The 14,337-nt window shown below is 59.1% G+C and carries 9 protein-coding genes; 8 read left to right on the top strand and 1 reads right to left on the bottom strand.

Features of this window, described 5'->3' with window-relative positions:
- The first annotated feature begins 33 nt into the window (after positions 1 to 33).
- Both TU84_RS16305 and TU84_RS16300 read left to right on the top strand, forming a co-directional pair.
- Entirely contained in the window at positions 34 to 990 is a 957-nt protein-coding gene (locus tag TU84_RS16305) for a LysR family transcriptional regulator (protein ID WP_048370713.1), read from the top strand.
- Between the two features lie 126 nt (positions 991 to 1,116).
- Positions 1,117 to 2,388 (top strand): MFS transporter, encoded by a 1,272-nt coding sequence (locus tag TU84_RS16300; protein WP_048370711.1) that lies wholly within the window; start codon positions 1,117 to 1,119, stop codon positions 2,386 to 2,388.
- Positions 2,389 to 2,428: 40 nt separating this feature from the next.
- Here the strand turns inward: TU84_RS16300 and TU84_RS16295 are convergent, their stop codons facing one another.
- The gene (locus tag TU84_RS16295) at positions 2,429 to 2,830 is read right to left on the bottom strand and encodes a VOC family protein (RefSeq protein ID WP_048370709.1); all 402 of its coding nucleotides are present in this window, start codon (positions 2,828 to 2,830) and stop codon (positions 2,429 to 2,431) included.
- A 423-nt stretch (positions 2,831 to 3,253) separates the two neighbouring features.
- Here TU84_RS16295 and TU84_RS16290 point away from each other — a divergent pair, with 423 nt between their 5' ends.
- The 6 genes from TU84_RS16290 to TU84_RS16265 all read left to right on the top strand — a co-directional run bounded on the left by TU84_RS16290 (position 3,254) and on the right by TU84_RS16265 (position 14,276).
- Positions 3,254 to 4,192, top strand: coding sequence for a DMT family transporter (locus TU84_RS16290; protein WP_048370708.1), 939 nt, complete (start codon positions 3,254 to 3,256; stop codon positions 4,190 to 4,192).
- A 40-nt stretch (positions 4,193 to 4,232) separates the two neighbouring features.
- A complete protein-coding gene (locus TU84_RS16285) occupies positions 4,233 to 5,288 on the top strand; it encodes a hypothetical protein (RefSeq protein WP_048370706.1) in 1,056 nt (351 codons plus the stop codon).
- Between the two features lie 226 nt (positions 5,289 to 5,514).
- Complete coding sequence (locus TU84_RS16280; protein ID WP_048370704.1) at positions 5,515 to 6,651, top strand: efflux RND transporter periplasmic adaptor subunit; 1,137 nt, start codon at positions 5,515 to 5,517, stop codon at positions 6,649 to 6,651.
- A gap of 10 nt (positions 6,652 to 6,661) precedes the next feature.
- Positions 6,662 to 9,727, top strand: coding sequence for an efflux RND transporter permease subunit (locus TU84_RS16275; protein ID WP_048370703.1), 3,066 nt, complete (start codon positions 6,662 to 6,664; stop codon positions 9,725 to 9,727).
- A 5-nt stretch (positions 9,728 to 9,732) separates the two neighbouring features.
- Positions 9,733 to 12,861, top strand: coding sequence for an efflux RND transporter permease subunit (locus TU84_RS16270; RefSeq protein ID WP_048370702.1), 3,129 nt, complete (start codon positions 9,733 to 9,735; stop codon positions 12,859 to 12,861).
- The gene (locus tag TU84_RS16265; protein WP_048370700.1) at positions 12,858 to 14,276 is read left to right on the top strand and encodes an efflux transporter outer membrane subunit; all 1,419 of its coding nucleotides are present in this window, start codon (positions 12,858 to 12,860) and stop codon (positions 14,274 to 14,276) included. Before TU84_RS16270 ends, TU84_RS16265 begins: the two co-directional genes overlap by 4 nt.
- The last annotated feature ends 61 nt before the right edge of the window (positions 14,277 to 14,337 follow it).

Here is a 14,337-nt window from a genome sequence, read left to right as displayed (position 1 = left end):
TATTCTCAAGCCTTAATAACGGGAGGTTATCGGATGGCGGATGTCGCGTTCAATCAACTGTGCAACTGGTTACGGTTCCGCCATTTGGTGCTGATCGACACCCTGGCGCGCACGCAAAACATGCACGCCACGGCCCAGGAAATGAACATCAGCCAGCCAGCGGTGAGCAAGATGCTGCGCGAGATCGAGCACCAATTGGGCTTTGATGTGTTCCAGCGTTTGCCGCGCAGTATGTCGCTGACTGACCTTGGCAGTCACGTGGCGCGCTTTGCGCAAATCGCCCTCAATGACACCCAGCAGTTTGTGGTCCAGATCAACCACCTGCGCCAGGGCGGACATGGCTTTTTGAAAGTCGGCACCATCTACGCGGCCGCGGCGGTGGCAGTGCCCGCGGCGATTGTCGAGGTCAAACAACAATGGCCCTTGCTCACGATCGAAGTGCTGGAGGGCACCAGCGCCAACATGCTGACCATGCTCGAACACAAGGAGCTGGACCTGGTGGTGGCGCGCTTCACTCTTGACCGGCACCGTGAATTGTTCGATTTTCAGCCGTTGGCCCCCGAGCCGCTGTGTCTGGTCACGGGCAGCCAGCACCCGTTGGCGGGCGCCAGCGAAACCCCGCTGACCGACCTCGGCAGTTGGCCCTGGGTGGTCTACCCGACGGGCACGCCGATGCGCGCGCGGCTGGAGCGGGCGTTTATCGAAGCCAACATGCAAACCCCGGAAAACACCGTCGAAACCGTGTCGCTGCAAACCACCATGCAACTGCTGCAAACCGCCCCGGTGGTTGCGATGCTGGCCGAGTCCATGGCCGAACCGGAAATCCAGGCCGGGCGCCTGACCCGTCTGGCGTTACCGTTTCCGCTGGTGCTGGCCGACTACGGCATCATCACCCGGCGCAACGAACCGCCGAGCTGGTCGATGCAAGCGTTTATCGACGCGCTGTTGAGCGGCCCCGATGCCGTGCGCGGAGCCCGCCAGACGCCTTGATAACGCGCGGTTATTAACCGATGGGATCTTGTGATTGGGCAGCGCGCAGGTGGGCATTTAGAGTGCAAGTCGCCCACCCGCCGATGTGTTGCGCGGGTAGGGCGCCACCGCTCACTAGAGGCGCGTATGAAAACAATAAAAAGCTACAAAACGCTGACGATTTTTTTCCTGTTCATGATTGGAGTCGTCAACTACCTCGACCGCAGTGCCCTGTCCATCGCCAACACCACCATCCAGAAAGACCTGGCCATCAGCCCCATGCAAATGGGCGTCATGCTCTCAGCCTTCTCCATCGCTTACGCCTTCTCGCAATTACCCCTCGGCGCGTTGATCGACAAACTCGGCAGCAAACTCGCCCTGGGCGGTTCGCTGGTGGTGTGGTCGGTGGCGCAAGCGGCCTTTGGCCTGTTCAGCAGCTACGGCCATCTGGTTGGCCTGCGGGTGTTGCTGGGCATCGGCGAAGCGCCGGTGTTCCCCTCGGCAGCCAAGGCCTTGTCCGAATGGTTCGACACCCAAGAGCGCGGCACCGCCACCGGTTGGGTGTGGTCCTCGACCTGCATCGGCCCGTGCCTGGCGCCGCCGTTGCTGACGTTGTTCATGGTCCATCTGGGCTGGCGCGGCATGTTTATCCTCACCGGGGTCATCGGTTTGGTGCTGGCGCTGTGCTGGTTCAAATTCTACAAAAGCAAAGCCGAATACATGGCCGCCACCGGCCGTGCAGAGCCGGTGGCGGTGCAACAGAAAGCGGCGCCGAAACTGCGCTGGACCGCGCTGTTCAAAGAGCGCAACACCTGGGGCGCGTTTCTCGGCTTTATGGGCGTGATCTACATGATCTGGCTCAACCTGACCTGGCTGCCGGGCTACTTTGAGCGCGAACACGGCCTGGACCTGTACCGCACCGCCTGGGTGGTGTCGCTGGCCTACCTGTTTGGCGCCTTGGGCACCATCGTGGCCGGGCGTTGCTGCGACAAACTGGTGGCGCGCGGCATGCGCGTGCTGGCCAGCCGCAAACTGATGGTCATCCTCGGCTTGCTCGGCGGGGCGCTGTTCACCCTGATCGTGGCCTTCACCACCAACGTCGTCGCGTGCGTAGTGCTGCTGTGCCTGACCATGTTCTTCATTAACATCTCCAGCGCCACCGCGTGGATGATCGTCAACACCATCGTGCCGTCTGAGCGAGTCGCCTCGTTTGGTTCGATCCAGAACTTTGGTGGCTACCTGGCGGGCTCCATCGCACCGATCCTCACGGGCTTCAGCGTGCAACAGAGCGGCTCGTTCTCATCAGCCTTCATCATCAGCGCGGTCGTCGCCCTGTGCTCGGCGTTTGCCTACTTTGCACTGCTTAAAGAACCTTCAGCGCCGGTGACCAATATGAAAGCTACAGCGGCTACGGCGTAGCTCAGCGGCGCAGGGGTGCTCGACGAGGAGGGTGATTGCTCTATCGAACCAGGCCTTCGGCGTGGACAAAGCAGAGTTTGTTGCCCTCGGGATCGCGACAGTACGCACCAAAAAAATCGGCTGAGTACTGAGGCCGTAACCCCGGCGCTCCCTCATCTGTGCCCCCTGAAGTGGTCGCCGCTTGCCAGGCAGCTCTTACCTGGTCTTGCGAGCTTGCTGCAAAGCTGACCTGTACGCCGTTACCCGACGTTGCGGGTAACCCGTTAAAAGGCAATTGCACGAAAAACTGTGGCCATTTCTGTCCGAGCAAATGCCAGCCCGCACCGGCGGGGCCGTCATCATGATCAGTCATGCGTACTAATCCCAAAGGCGTAAGTACGGCATCGTAAAAAGCAATCATGGCGTCGAGGTTTCGTGCGCCAATCTGAATGTGACTGAACATGCCTTCCCCTTGTGTAGGATTTTTTGATTAGCGTCCGGCCACATTTATTTGTGTGGTTAAACGGATGCTAACTTTTGCGCCGCGAGTTTTCCATCGGCCTCAGTACCGAAGGGCGCACCTATATGTCCTACAAATAGTCCTACATATAATACTCATTGAAATTTATCGAATTAATTAGGCCGTCAGCTCTGCCATGGGCTTGCCAGTGAGTTACGACAGAAATGGCCTGATTATGAGGGTGGTTACGGTATTGACACGCGTTAATCTTGCACAAAAGGTGGCTCAAATATCCACGCTTGTTTCTGGGCTTGGGTAAGGCTTTATGGTCTCGTGTCGGGCGAAAAGGGAAATGTAATAATTTTGATGTGTGGGTAGTAGTAACTCGGAAAGTTTATTTATTTAAAATGAGGCAAGGCGAAATTAATGGCACCCAAGAAAATAAGTCGTGCTTCACTCGGTATAGCTTCGGCCACCATGGCTGCAATGTGTTGGGGAGGCGCGTTAGTTATGTCAAAGGGTGCGCTGGGAAGTTTCTATCCTGTCACGTTGCTGATTATTCAGTTGATGGCAAGTGTGACGTTTCTTTGGTGCGTAGTAGCGTTCAGAAAAACCTCCGCCCCTACGGCTAACGTGTTGGTAAAATTAAGTTTTTTAGGCTTGCTTGAGCCGTGTTTGACATATGTCTTGGTGCTGATTGGTTTGACTTTTACGGGAGCGTCAGAGGCCTCGTTATTACAATCGTTGGAGTCAATAATGATTGTGCTTCTGGCGATGCTTCTCTTGAAGGAAATACCGTCGATAAATTTTATAGTACTGTCAGCAATGATATTGGTAGGGTTGTTCTTTGCGTTAGATATACACGGCGGGAACGTCAAAGAAGGCTGGTTTGGCGCAAGCCTGATTTCATTGGGTATGCTGTCTGCTGCGTTCTATGTTGTTCTGTCCTCTCGCATCGCGAAAGAGCAGGATGTTTTTTATATAGTGGCTTGTCAGCAGACTCTTGCATTGGTGGCTTCTATTTTGATGTTACCGTTGGAGTGGACTATTTACCCCGAAAGTAAAGCGTTCGCGGCATTGCCGGGTTCTTTGGAAGTATGGGGGTTAGCGCTAGTGTCGGGGATTGTGCAGTATGCTCTCGCTTTCTCTTTTTATATTTATTCATTGAAATACATTCGTGCCGGCTTGGCGGGTATGTTTTTAAACCTTGTTCCTGTCATTGGTGTTGTTGGTGCTGTTGTTTTTTTGGGAGAAAGACTTTCACTTTTACAAGTAGGAGGTGCCGCACTGACGATAATTGCGCTGGTGCTGATCGCTAAAAATGCTGCTTCAGAAAACACGTTGAAGGATTACATAAAAAAATAGTCATATAAGACTAGCTGATATTCAGTTAGGGAGGTGTCAAATGGATGTAACGTTGCTTTTATCCAAATTGCCTGATCTATCCTGTGAGAGAAATTCTTATGGGGAGGATCTGGATATCGTAAATAAAGCGCTGCTGGGAGAATCAGACAAGGAAAAGAAAAAAGAAATCATATTGAGTTGGATCAAGCGAAAGCAGCCTTGTATGTTGGGCAGGTTAGCCTCTACAGGAAAGCAGAATATTCAGCTAAGTGTCTATGTTGTTGATGATAATGATATTGCGTTAGGGCAGGAGCATCTTAAAACATACCTTCAAGCTTGTCGTCTGGAATGGAAGCAAGCGTGTTCCAAAGGAAAGAGCGATGCTGTGTTGTACTTTTTTAATATCGGAAAGCTGATTTATCTGCCTCCTTCAGATAGCTTGGTTGAGGTGTTTAAGGGGTTTTCTAATCTGATATTTAACGAGTATGCTCCTGTTAATACAGATGTTATCTATACGGAGGCAGCACCATTGATACAGGATGGTAAGTTGTTTTTGTATAAGGCGGGTATTAATTTTTTTCATACGACGGCGCATCATACGGCTAATCATGATCGCAGAGTGCCCGGTGGGGCAATTATTTCAATAAATTCAGTAGGGCATTATGCGAATAATATGGTTAATCAAGGTTTTGCAAATGATCTGGATGAGGCAGTTAAAAATATTCAGCGACTGGCATGGCAGTCCATAGGGAACGGTGGTATCAGCCTTAAGAGTAAGAAGTCAACTAGCTGGCATAATATTGATCCGGTAAATACATGCCCTCACCTTTCGAGGCCGTCTACTGTGCCAGAGGGTTTTTCTGAGAAAAAGTATTCGGCTAACTATCATACGGACGTACTGATTCCAGATTTGTTAACGAGAAAAGTTACTGATGTTGATGATCCTGCAATCGAAAAGTGGAAGTGGCTGACAATTGAGTATTTCACTACGATGCAGTATGAGCTTGGCTCCATCGATTTTGGTATGTTTCACGGTTATCCCGTCGATCACGAAGCTATCAATTTCAATCCATTTCCTCCAATTAGAGGAGTGAACTCACCGAAACTCATCTATTGAAGGCTAAGCGAGCATCTCTGTCACTCGCGCAGAGGCCGAGGATGGAGGATTCCAGCAGCACCCAATGTACCGACGTTGCACCAACAGCCAAAACCACTGCATGAACACCGCAGATTCAGCGTCCTGTCAGGGCTGTGTAAAACCTTTGTAAGCTGTCACCGAATTTAATTTCACGCGTCACCGCTTCGATACTCTGAACTCAGCCTTCTTTTGGTGAGTGACGCGTGTGAACACGAGCAGACGACACATTTTTATCTGGGCGCTCAGCGCGCTGGTTGTGCTGGCCGTTGCTTGGGCGCTGTATGCCCATTGGCCCGCCATGGCGCACAAAGACCGCCCCATGGGCATGGGCGGCCGGGCTGAGCCGGTGGCGGCGGTGGCGGTGGTGCCGCAGGATGTGCCGGTGTACATCGATGCCCTCGGCACGGTCACGCCCACGCAGAGCGTGACGGTGATCACTCAGGTCGACGGCATTCTGGCTTCGGTCGACTTTAAGGAAGGCCAGCAGGTGCGCAAAGGGCAGGTGATCGCCCGCATCGACGACCGCGCGCTGAAGGCGCAGTTGGCCCAGGCCAAAGGCGTTCTGGCCCATGATCAGGCGGTGTTGAGCAACGCCCAGCGTGACTTGGCGCGCTACCGCGAACTGATCAAGGCCGGTTCCATCAGCCAACAAACCCTCGATACGCAAATCTCTACGGTGGCGCAGCAACTGGGCACGGTGGCCGCCGATCAGGGCAGCGTGCAAAACCTTGAGGTGCAGTTGAGTTATTGCACCATCACCTCGGCGGTAGACGGGATTGTCGGGTTGCGCCAGGTTGACCCCGGCAACTATGTAACCACCGCCAGCACCTCCGCGATTGCGGTGATCACGCAGATGAAGCCCGCCACGGTGGTGTTTGCCGTGCCCGAGGACTACCTGGGGGCGATCAATCAGGCCAGGGCGGCAGGCGCTGTCAGCGTGCTGGCTTATGACCGCAACAAGCAAAACCTGTTGGCCAGCGGGCAGTTGCTGGCGCTGGATAACCAGGTCGACACCAGCACCGGCACGATCAAGGTCAAGGCGCAGTTTGATGACGCAGACCACGTGCTGTTCCCTAATCAGTTCGTCAATGCGCGGCTCAAGGCGCAGACGCTGGATCAAGTGCCGGTGGTGCCGACCCGGGCCATTCAGCACGGCAGCCAGGGCGACTTCGTGTTTGTGGTGGCGGGCAGCAAGGCCAGCCTGCGCAACGTCAAGTCCGGCCCAAGCGTGGGCGATGTCACCACGATTCTCGACGCTTCGGTCAAGCCGGGTGAGCAGGTGATCACGGAAGGTGCAGACAAGCTCGACAATGGCTCGGCCATTAAAGTAGTCGCACAGTGAGGCGCCGCTGATGAACGTCTCTCGCCCCTTTATCGAACGCCCGGTGGCCACGTGTTTGCTGATGGTCGCGATCTTGTTGCTGGGCATTTTGGGCTACCGCCTGCTCTCGGTGTCGGCCTTGCCGGAGGTCGATTACCCGACCATTCAGGTGTTCACCCAATACCCCGGCGCCAGCCCCGAGGTGATCAGTTCGTCGATTACCGCGCCGCTTGAACGCCAGTTGGGCGAGATGCCCGGCCTCAAGTCCATGGGCTCGACCAGCTCCGATGGCGCCTCGGTGGTGACCTTGCAGTTTGATCTGGCGCTGTCGCTGGATGTGGCTGAGCAAGAGGTACAGGCCGCGATCAACGCCGCCGGCACTTTTTTACCGGCCAACCTGCCGTACCCGCCGGTGTACAGCAAGGTCAACCCGGCCGATGCGCCGGTGCTGACCCTGTCGCTGACCTCGGACGTACTGCCGCTGACCAAAATCGAAGACCTGGCCGACACCCGGCTGGCGCAGAAAATCTCGCAGATCAGCGGCGTCGGTCTGGTCACCATCAGCGGCGGCCAGCGCCCGGCGGTGCGGGTCGAGGCCAATACCTCGGCGCTGAATAACCTCGGGCTGTCGCTGGACGATCTGCGTACCTCCCTGGGTACCGCCAACGTTAACCAGGCCAAGGGCAGCATCGACGGCAAGTTCCAGGCGTATTCCATTGGTGCCAACGACCAGTTGCAATCGGCCGAGGAATACCGCGATCTGGTGATCGCCTATAAAAACGGCGCCGCGATCCGCCTGTCACAAATTGCTACCTCGACCCAAGGCCCGGAGAACCCGCGCCAGGCCGCCTGGACCAACGAAACCCCGTCGATTGTGCTGAGCATCCAGCGCCAGCCGGGCGCCAACGTGATTGAGGTGGTCGATCGCGTGCAGCATTTGCTGCCCACGCTGCGCGCCAGTTTGCCGGGCACGCTCAAGGTGGCGGTGCTCACCGACCGGACCCAGACCATCCGCGCCTCGGTCACCGACGTGCAGTACGAACTGGCGGTTGCCGTGGTGCTGGTGGTGTTGGTGATCTTCCTGTTTTTACGTAACGTCGCGGCCACGATCATTCCCGCCGTGACCGTGCCCTTGACCCTGCTCGGCACCCTGGCGGTGGCCTATGCGCTGGGCTTTTCGCTGAATAACCTGACCTTGATGGCGCTGACCATTGCCATCGGTTTTGTGGTCGACGATGCCATTGTCATGGTCGAAAACATCAGCCGTTACCTGGAGGAGGGGGATACGCCGTTGCAGGCCGCGCTCAAGGGCTCGGCGCAAATCGGCTTCACCATCATTTCGCTGTCGTTGGCGCTGATTGCGGTGATGATCCCGCTGTTGTTCATGGGCGACGTAGTGGGGCGGCTGTTCCGTGAGTTCGCCATGACCGTGGCCGTGACCATCGTGATTTCGGCGGTGATTACCCTGACCCTGACGCCGATGATGTGCGCGCGCATGCTCAAGGCGCACCCGCAGGCGCGTCGCGAAGATTTTTTCGACCGCATCAACCAGCACTATGTGCGCGGTCTGAACTGGGTGTTGGCGCACCGCACCCTGGCGCTGCTGTCGGTGGTGTTCACCGCCGTGCTCACGGTGCTGACGCTGACGGTCATGCCCAAGGGCTTTTTCCCTGATCAGGACACCGGGCTAATTCAAGGGATTTCCCAGGCCTCGCCGACTATTTCGTTCCAGCAGATGCAGGTCGAGCAACAGCGCCTGGCCTCGCGCATTTTGCGTGACCCGGCGGTGCAGAGCCTGTCGTCGTTTGTCGGTATCGACCAGACCAACCCGACCCTCAATCAGGGCAATCTGCTGATCAACCTTAAGCCGCGTGATCAGCGCGACAGCGCCAGCACGGTGATCCGGCGTCTGGCCGATGCCAATGCCGACGACGCCGGGATCCGCCTGTACCTGCACTCGGTGCAAGACCTGACCCTTGACGCCAGCGTAGCCACCACCAGTTACCGCCTCGGCCTGCAGGCCACCGACCCGCAGGTGTTGCAGGAATGGACCGGCAAGCTGATGGCGGCGATCAAGCAAGATCCGACCTTCACCGATGTGCAAAGCCAGGCGATGCAGTTCGGCAATCAGATCCAGCTCACGTTTGACCGCGCCACCGCTTCGCGTCTGGGCATTACCCCGCAGGCGATTGACGACGTGCTCTATGACGCTTTCGGCCAGCGTCAGGTGTCGACCATTTACACCCAGCTCAACCAGTACCACGTGGTGATGGCCACCGACCATCCGCCGAAGAACCTCGCGGATTTACTCTCCGGGCTCTACGTCGACATCCCCGGCGGCGGGGTGGCGCCGCTGTCGAGCATGGCGACGATGCAGGTGGTGCAGACGCCGCTGACGATCAACCGGCTGGGGCAGTTCGCGTATGCCGACATTTCGTTCAACCTGGCGCCGGGCCAAACCCTGGGCACTGCCCTGACCCGGCTCAAGACCATCGAGCAGCAGGTGGCGATGCCGGCCTCGGTGCAAGTGTCGTTGCAGGGCGCGGCGGCGACGTTTGAGGCGTCGTTGGCCAATCAGGCGGTGCTGGTGCTGGCGGCGGTTGTGGTGGTGTACCTGATGCTGGGCATGCTCTACGAGAGCTTCGTGCACCCGATCACCATTCTTTCCACCTTGCTCTCGGCGGCGCTGGGGGCGTTGCTGGCGCTGCTGGTCACTGGCACCCAGTTCGACATCATCGGCTTGATCGGCATCGTGCTGCTGATCGGTATCGTGATGAAAAACGGCATCATGATGGTCGACTTCGCCCTCGACCTGGAGCGACGAGAAGGCTTGAGCCCGGTGCAGGCGATCAAGCAGGCGGCGGCATTGCGTTTTCGGCCGATTCTGATGACCAGCATGGCCTCGCTGTTCGGCGCCGTGCCGTTGGCGCTGGGCACCGGCATTGGTTCTGAACTGCGCCATCCGTTGGGGATCGCGATCATTGGCGGACTGTTGCTCAGCCAGTTGCTGACGCTGTTTTCGACCCCGGTGATCTTCCTCGCGATGCACGACCTCGGGCAGCGCCTGAAGGGTCGCCGCACAGTCAGGGCGGATTGATCGCGATGAACCTCAGTGCGCCATTTATCCAACGTCCCATCGCCACCACCTTGCTGGCTGTCGGGCTCGCGCTGTTTGGCGTGCTGGCGTTCAACCTGCTGCCGGTGGCGCCGCTGCCGGAGGTGGATTTCCCCACCATCAGCGTCAGCGCCAAGTTGCCGGGGGCCGACCCGCACACCGTGGCCACCTCGGTGGCCACGCCGCTGGAACGTCAGTTCGGGCAGATCGCCGGGGTCACGCAAATGACCTCGTCCAGCAGTCTGGGCACGACCCGGATCAACTTGCAGTTCGACCTTAATCGCGACATCGACGGCGCCGCCCGCGATGTGCAAGCGGCGATCAATGCCGCGCGCAGCAACTTGCCCAGCGACTTGTCAGGCAACCCGACCTACCGCAAGGTCAACCCGGCTGACTCGCCGATCATGGTCATCAGTCTGACCTCCGACGCGGCCACGCCGGGGCACATGTACGACGTGGCCTCAACCCTGCTCGAACAAAAGTTGCTGCAAACCAGCGGTGTGGGCGACGTGACGGTGGGCGGCGGGGCCTTGCCGGCGGTGCGGGTCGAACTCAACCCGGACCGCCTCAACCATTACGGCGTGAGCCTTGAACAGGTGCGCGAGGTGATCGCCGCATCTAACGTCAACCTGCCCAAAGGCACGATCGATATCGGCGCACAGGGCAATGTGATTGCCGCCAATGACCAGCTCTACAACGCGCCGGACTACGGCGCGCTGGTGGTCAAGCAGAACAATGGCGACCTGGTGCGCATCAGCGACTTGGGTTACGTGCGCGAAGACGTAGAAGACCTGCGCAACTATGGCTTGTACAACGGCCAACCGTCGGTGCTGCTGGTGATCTTCAAGCAGCCGGGGGCCAACGTGATCGAGACGGTGGACGCGGTCAAGGCCGAGCTGCCGTTTCTGCAAGCGTCGATTCCGGCCTCGATCAAACTCAATATTTTGATGGACCGCACCACCACCATTCGCGCCTCGTTGCGCGACGTAGAAATCAGCCTGATTGCCTCGATTCTGCTGGTGACGCTGGTCACGTTTGCGTTTTTCCGTGATTGGCGCAGCACCCTGGTGCCGGCCATTGTCGTGCCGCTGTCGCTGCTCGGCACCTTTGGCGTCATGTACTTCATGGGCTACAGCCTGAACAACCTGTCGTTGATGGCGCTGACTATTGCCACCGGGTTTGTGGTCGATGACGCGATTGTGGTGGTGGAAAACATCATGCGCCATCTGGAGCGCGGTGCCTCGCGGGTGCAGGCGGCGCTGGCCGGTGCCCGGGAGGTGGGCTTTACCGTGCTGACTATCAGCGTGTCGCTGGTGGCGGTGTTTATTCCGCTGCTGCTGATGGGCGGGATTGTCGGGCGTTTGTTTCGTGAGTTCTCGGTCACCTTGTCGGTGTCGATTGCGATGTCGATGTTGGTGTCGCTGACCATCACGCCGATGCTGGCGGCGGTGTTTTTGCGCGCGCCGGCAACCGCCCAACACCCGGAGGCGGCGCCGGACTCGCGCTTTCATCGTTTCTACGACCGCACCCTCGGCTGGGTGATCAACCACACCTTGCTGATGGGGCTGGTCACGCTGTTGGTGATCGTGCTGGCCGGGGTGCTGTACGTGCGGGTGCCCAAGGGCTTCTTCCCGCAGGAAGACACCGGGCGCCTGAACGGCAGCATCATGGCCTCGCAAAGCATCTCGTATGGCGCCATGCAGCAGGACTTTCTGGCGATCAACCGCAAAGTCTTGCTCAACCCCAACGTGGAAGCGGTCGGCGGTTTTATCGGCGGCGCGGGCGGCGGAGGCGGTTCGGTGAACACCGGGCAGATGTTTATCTCACTCAAGCCCTTGGGCGAGCGCAAGGCCAGCGCCGACCAGATCATCGCCCAGATCCGCAAAACCCTGGGCGACATGCCGGGCACCCGGTTATTCCTGCAATCGGTGCAGGACATCACCGTGGGTGGGCGCCAGAGCGCCGCGCAGTACCAATACACGCTGACCGCCGACGACCAGAGCAGCCTCGATGTCTGGGTGCCCAAAGTGCTGGCGACGCTGCATAAACTGCCGCAGCTCAAAGACCTCAATACCGACCAGCAAGACAACAGCCTTGCGGCCAATGTGGCGGTCAACCGCGACACGGCGGCGCGGCTCGGGGTCAGCATGTCGGCGATTGACCAGACCCTGTACGACGCCTTTGGCCAGCGCCAGGTGTCGACCCTTTACCGCGCCGCCAACCAGTACCACGTGGTCATGGAAGTCGCCCCCGAATACTGGGCCGATCCGTCGGCGCTCACGTCGATTTACCTGCCGCAAGGTGCCTCGACGGCCAGCAAGACCAACACCGCGCCCAACCTGGCGAGCAACGCCAAGGCGACGTTGATCCCGTTGTCTGCGGTGGCGCAGCAGTCGGTGGCGCGCACGGCGATTTCCATCAGCCACCAAGGCACCTTCCCGGCGGTGACAGTGTCTTTCAACCTGGCCCCCGGCGTGTCCATCGGCCAGGCCACCACGCTGGTGGATGACGCGGTGGCGCAACTGCGCATGCCGGCCAGTGTGGTCGGGCACTTTGCCGGGACAGCGCAGGTGTTTCAGTCGTCGGTGTCCAGCGAGCCTTGGCTGATTCTGGCGGCGATTGTCTCGGTGTACATCGTGCTCGGCATGCTCTACGAAAACCTGATCCACCCGCTGACCATCCTCTCGACCTTGCCGTCGGCCGGGGTGGGGGCGCTGATTGCCTTGCTGATGACCGGCACCGAGCTGTCGATCATTGCGCTGGTGGGGGTGATTTTGCTGATCGGCATCGTCAAGAAAAACGCGATCATGATGATCGACTTCGCCATCACCGAAGGCAAAGCGCTGGGCCTCAGCCCGCAACAAGCGATCCGCCGCGCCTGCCTGATTCGCTTTCGGCCGATCATGATGACCACCCTGGCGGCGATGCTCGGCGCCTTGCCGCTGGTGCTGGGCACCGGCTACGGCTCGGAATTGCGCCGCCCGCTGGGCATTTCCATCATGGGCGGGTTGCTCTTCAGCCAAGTGCTGACGCTGTACACCACGCCCGTGATTTACCTCTGGCTGGACCGCCTGTCGCAACGTCTGCGCCGGGCGCCCAAGGAGACCACCCGATGAACCTCAAACCGCTGCTGCTGGCCATGACCCTTAGCCTGACCCTGGCCGGGTGTATGGTCGGGCCGGATTATCAAAAACCGGCCATGCAATTGCCCATGGGCTTCAAAGAGGGCACGCAGTGGCAACGGGCTGTGGCCAACCCCCAAGGCGCGCTGAACAGCCAGTGGTGGCTGGCCTATAACGACCCGGTGTTGACGCAGTTGATCCAGCGCTCGGCCACGGCCAACCAGTCGATTGTTGCCGCCGAGGCGGCGTATCGCGGCGCGCAGGCGCAAGTGTCATCGAGCCGCGCCGGTTTGTGGCCGACCCTGGGCGCCGGGCTTTCCGGCTCACGCGGGGTGGGCGGCAGCGGTTCCAGCAGCGGGGCGAGCAGCGCAGGCGGGGTTGAGAACTCGGTCAGCGCCACCCTGACCGCCAGTTGGGAGCCGGATTTATGGGGCCAGGTGCGACGCGGCATTGAGTCCAGCAGCGCCTCTGCGCAAGCCTCCGACGCCTTGTTAGCCGGGGTGCGTTTGTCCATCAGCGCCAGTGTGGCAAGCAATTACCTGGCCCTGCGCCAACAGGACATCGACATCGGGTTGTTGCAGCAACAGCAGCAGATCAACCAGCAATTACTCGACATGATCCAGGCCCAATATTCCCAGGGCACGGCGGCCAATGACCAACTGCTGCAAGCCCAGGACCAACTCAGCACCGTGGTGGCCGCGTTGCAGACCGCACAGCGCTCGCGCGAGCAATACGAACATGCCCTGGCGGTGCTGGTGGGCGAGGCGCCGTCGCAATTTAGTGTGGCGTCGGTGGCGCAGTACGCCTTTGCGGTGCCGCGCCCGCCGTTAAGCTTGCCCTCGGATTTGTTGCTGCGCCGCCCCGATGTGGAGGCCGCAGAGCGCACGGCAGCGGCGGCCAACGCCAAAATCGGCGTGGCTGACGCGGCGTTTTTCCCGACCCTGGACTTGACCGCTGAGGGCGGTTATCGCGCCAGTGCGCTGGGCAGCCTGTTCAGCGTGCCGAACCGCATCTGGACCCTGGGCCCGGCATTGGCCGCGACCCTGTTTGACGGCGGCGCCCGCGAAGCGGCAGTGCAACAGGCGCAAGCCAGCTACGACCAGGACGCGGCGACCTACCGGGGCACCGTGTTGTCGGCCTTGCAGAACGTCGAAGACAACCTGTCGGCGATCAACCACCTGCACGTGCAGGCGGACACCTACCAGCAGATCTACACGCGCAATCAGCAACTGTTCGGCAGCCAGCAGGCGCAGTTAAAAGCCGGCACCGTCAGCCAGCAGAACGTCCTGACCCAACAATTGATCTTGTTGCAGACCGAGCAGAACCTGCGCGACACCCAGGGGCAATTGAGCCAGGGCAGCGTGGCGTTGATCCAGAGTTTGGGCGGGGGGTGGGCAATAACCCCGTAGGAGCTGCCGCAGGCTGCGATCTTATGATCTTTTAAAAGATCGCAGCCGTCGTTCCTCGGCA

This window comes from Pseudomonas helleri, from assembly GCF_001043025.1.
GTDB lineage: Bacteria > Pseudomonadota > Gammaproteobacteria > Pseudomonadales > Pseudomonadaceae > Aquipseudomonas > Aquipseudomonas helleri.
Note: the sequence above shows the minus strand (reverse complement) of the source record. Positions and strands in the feature narration are given on the sequence as shown.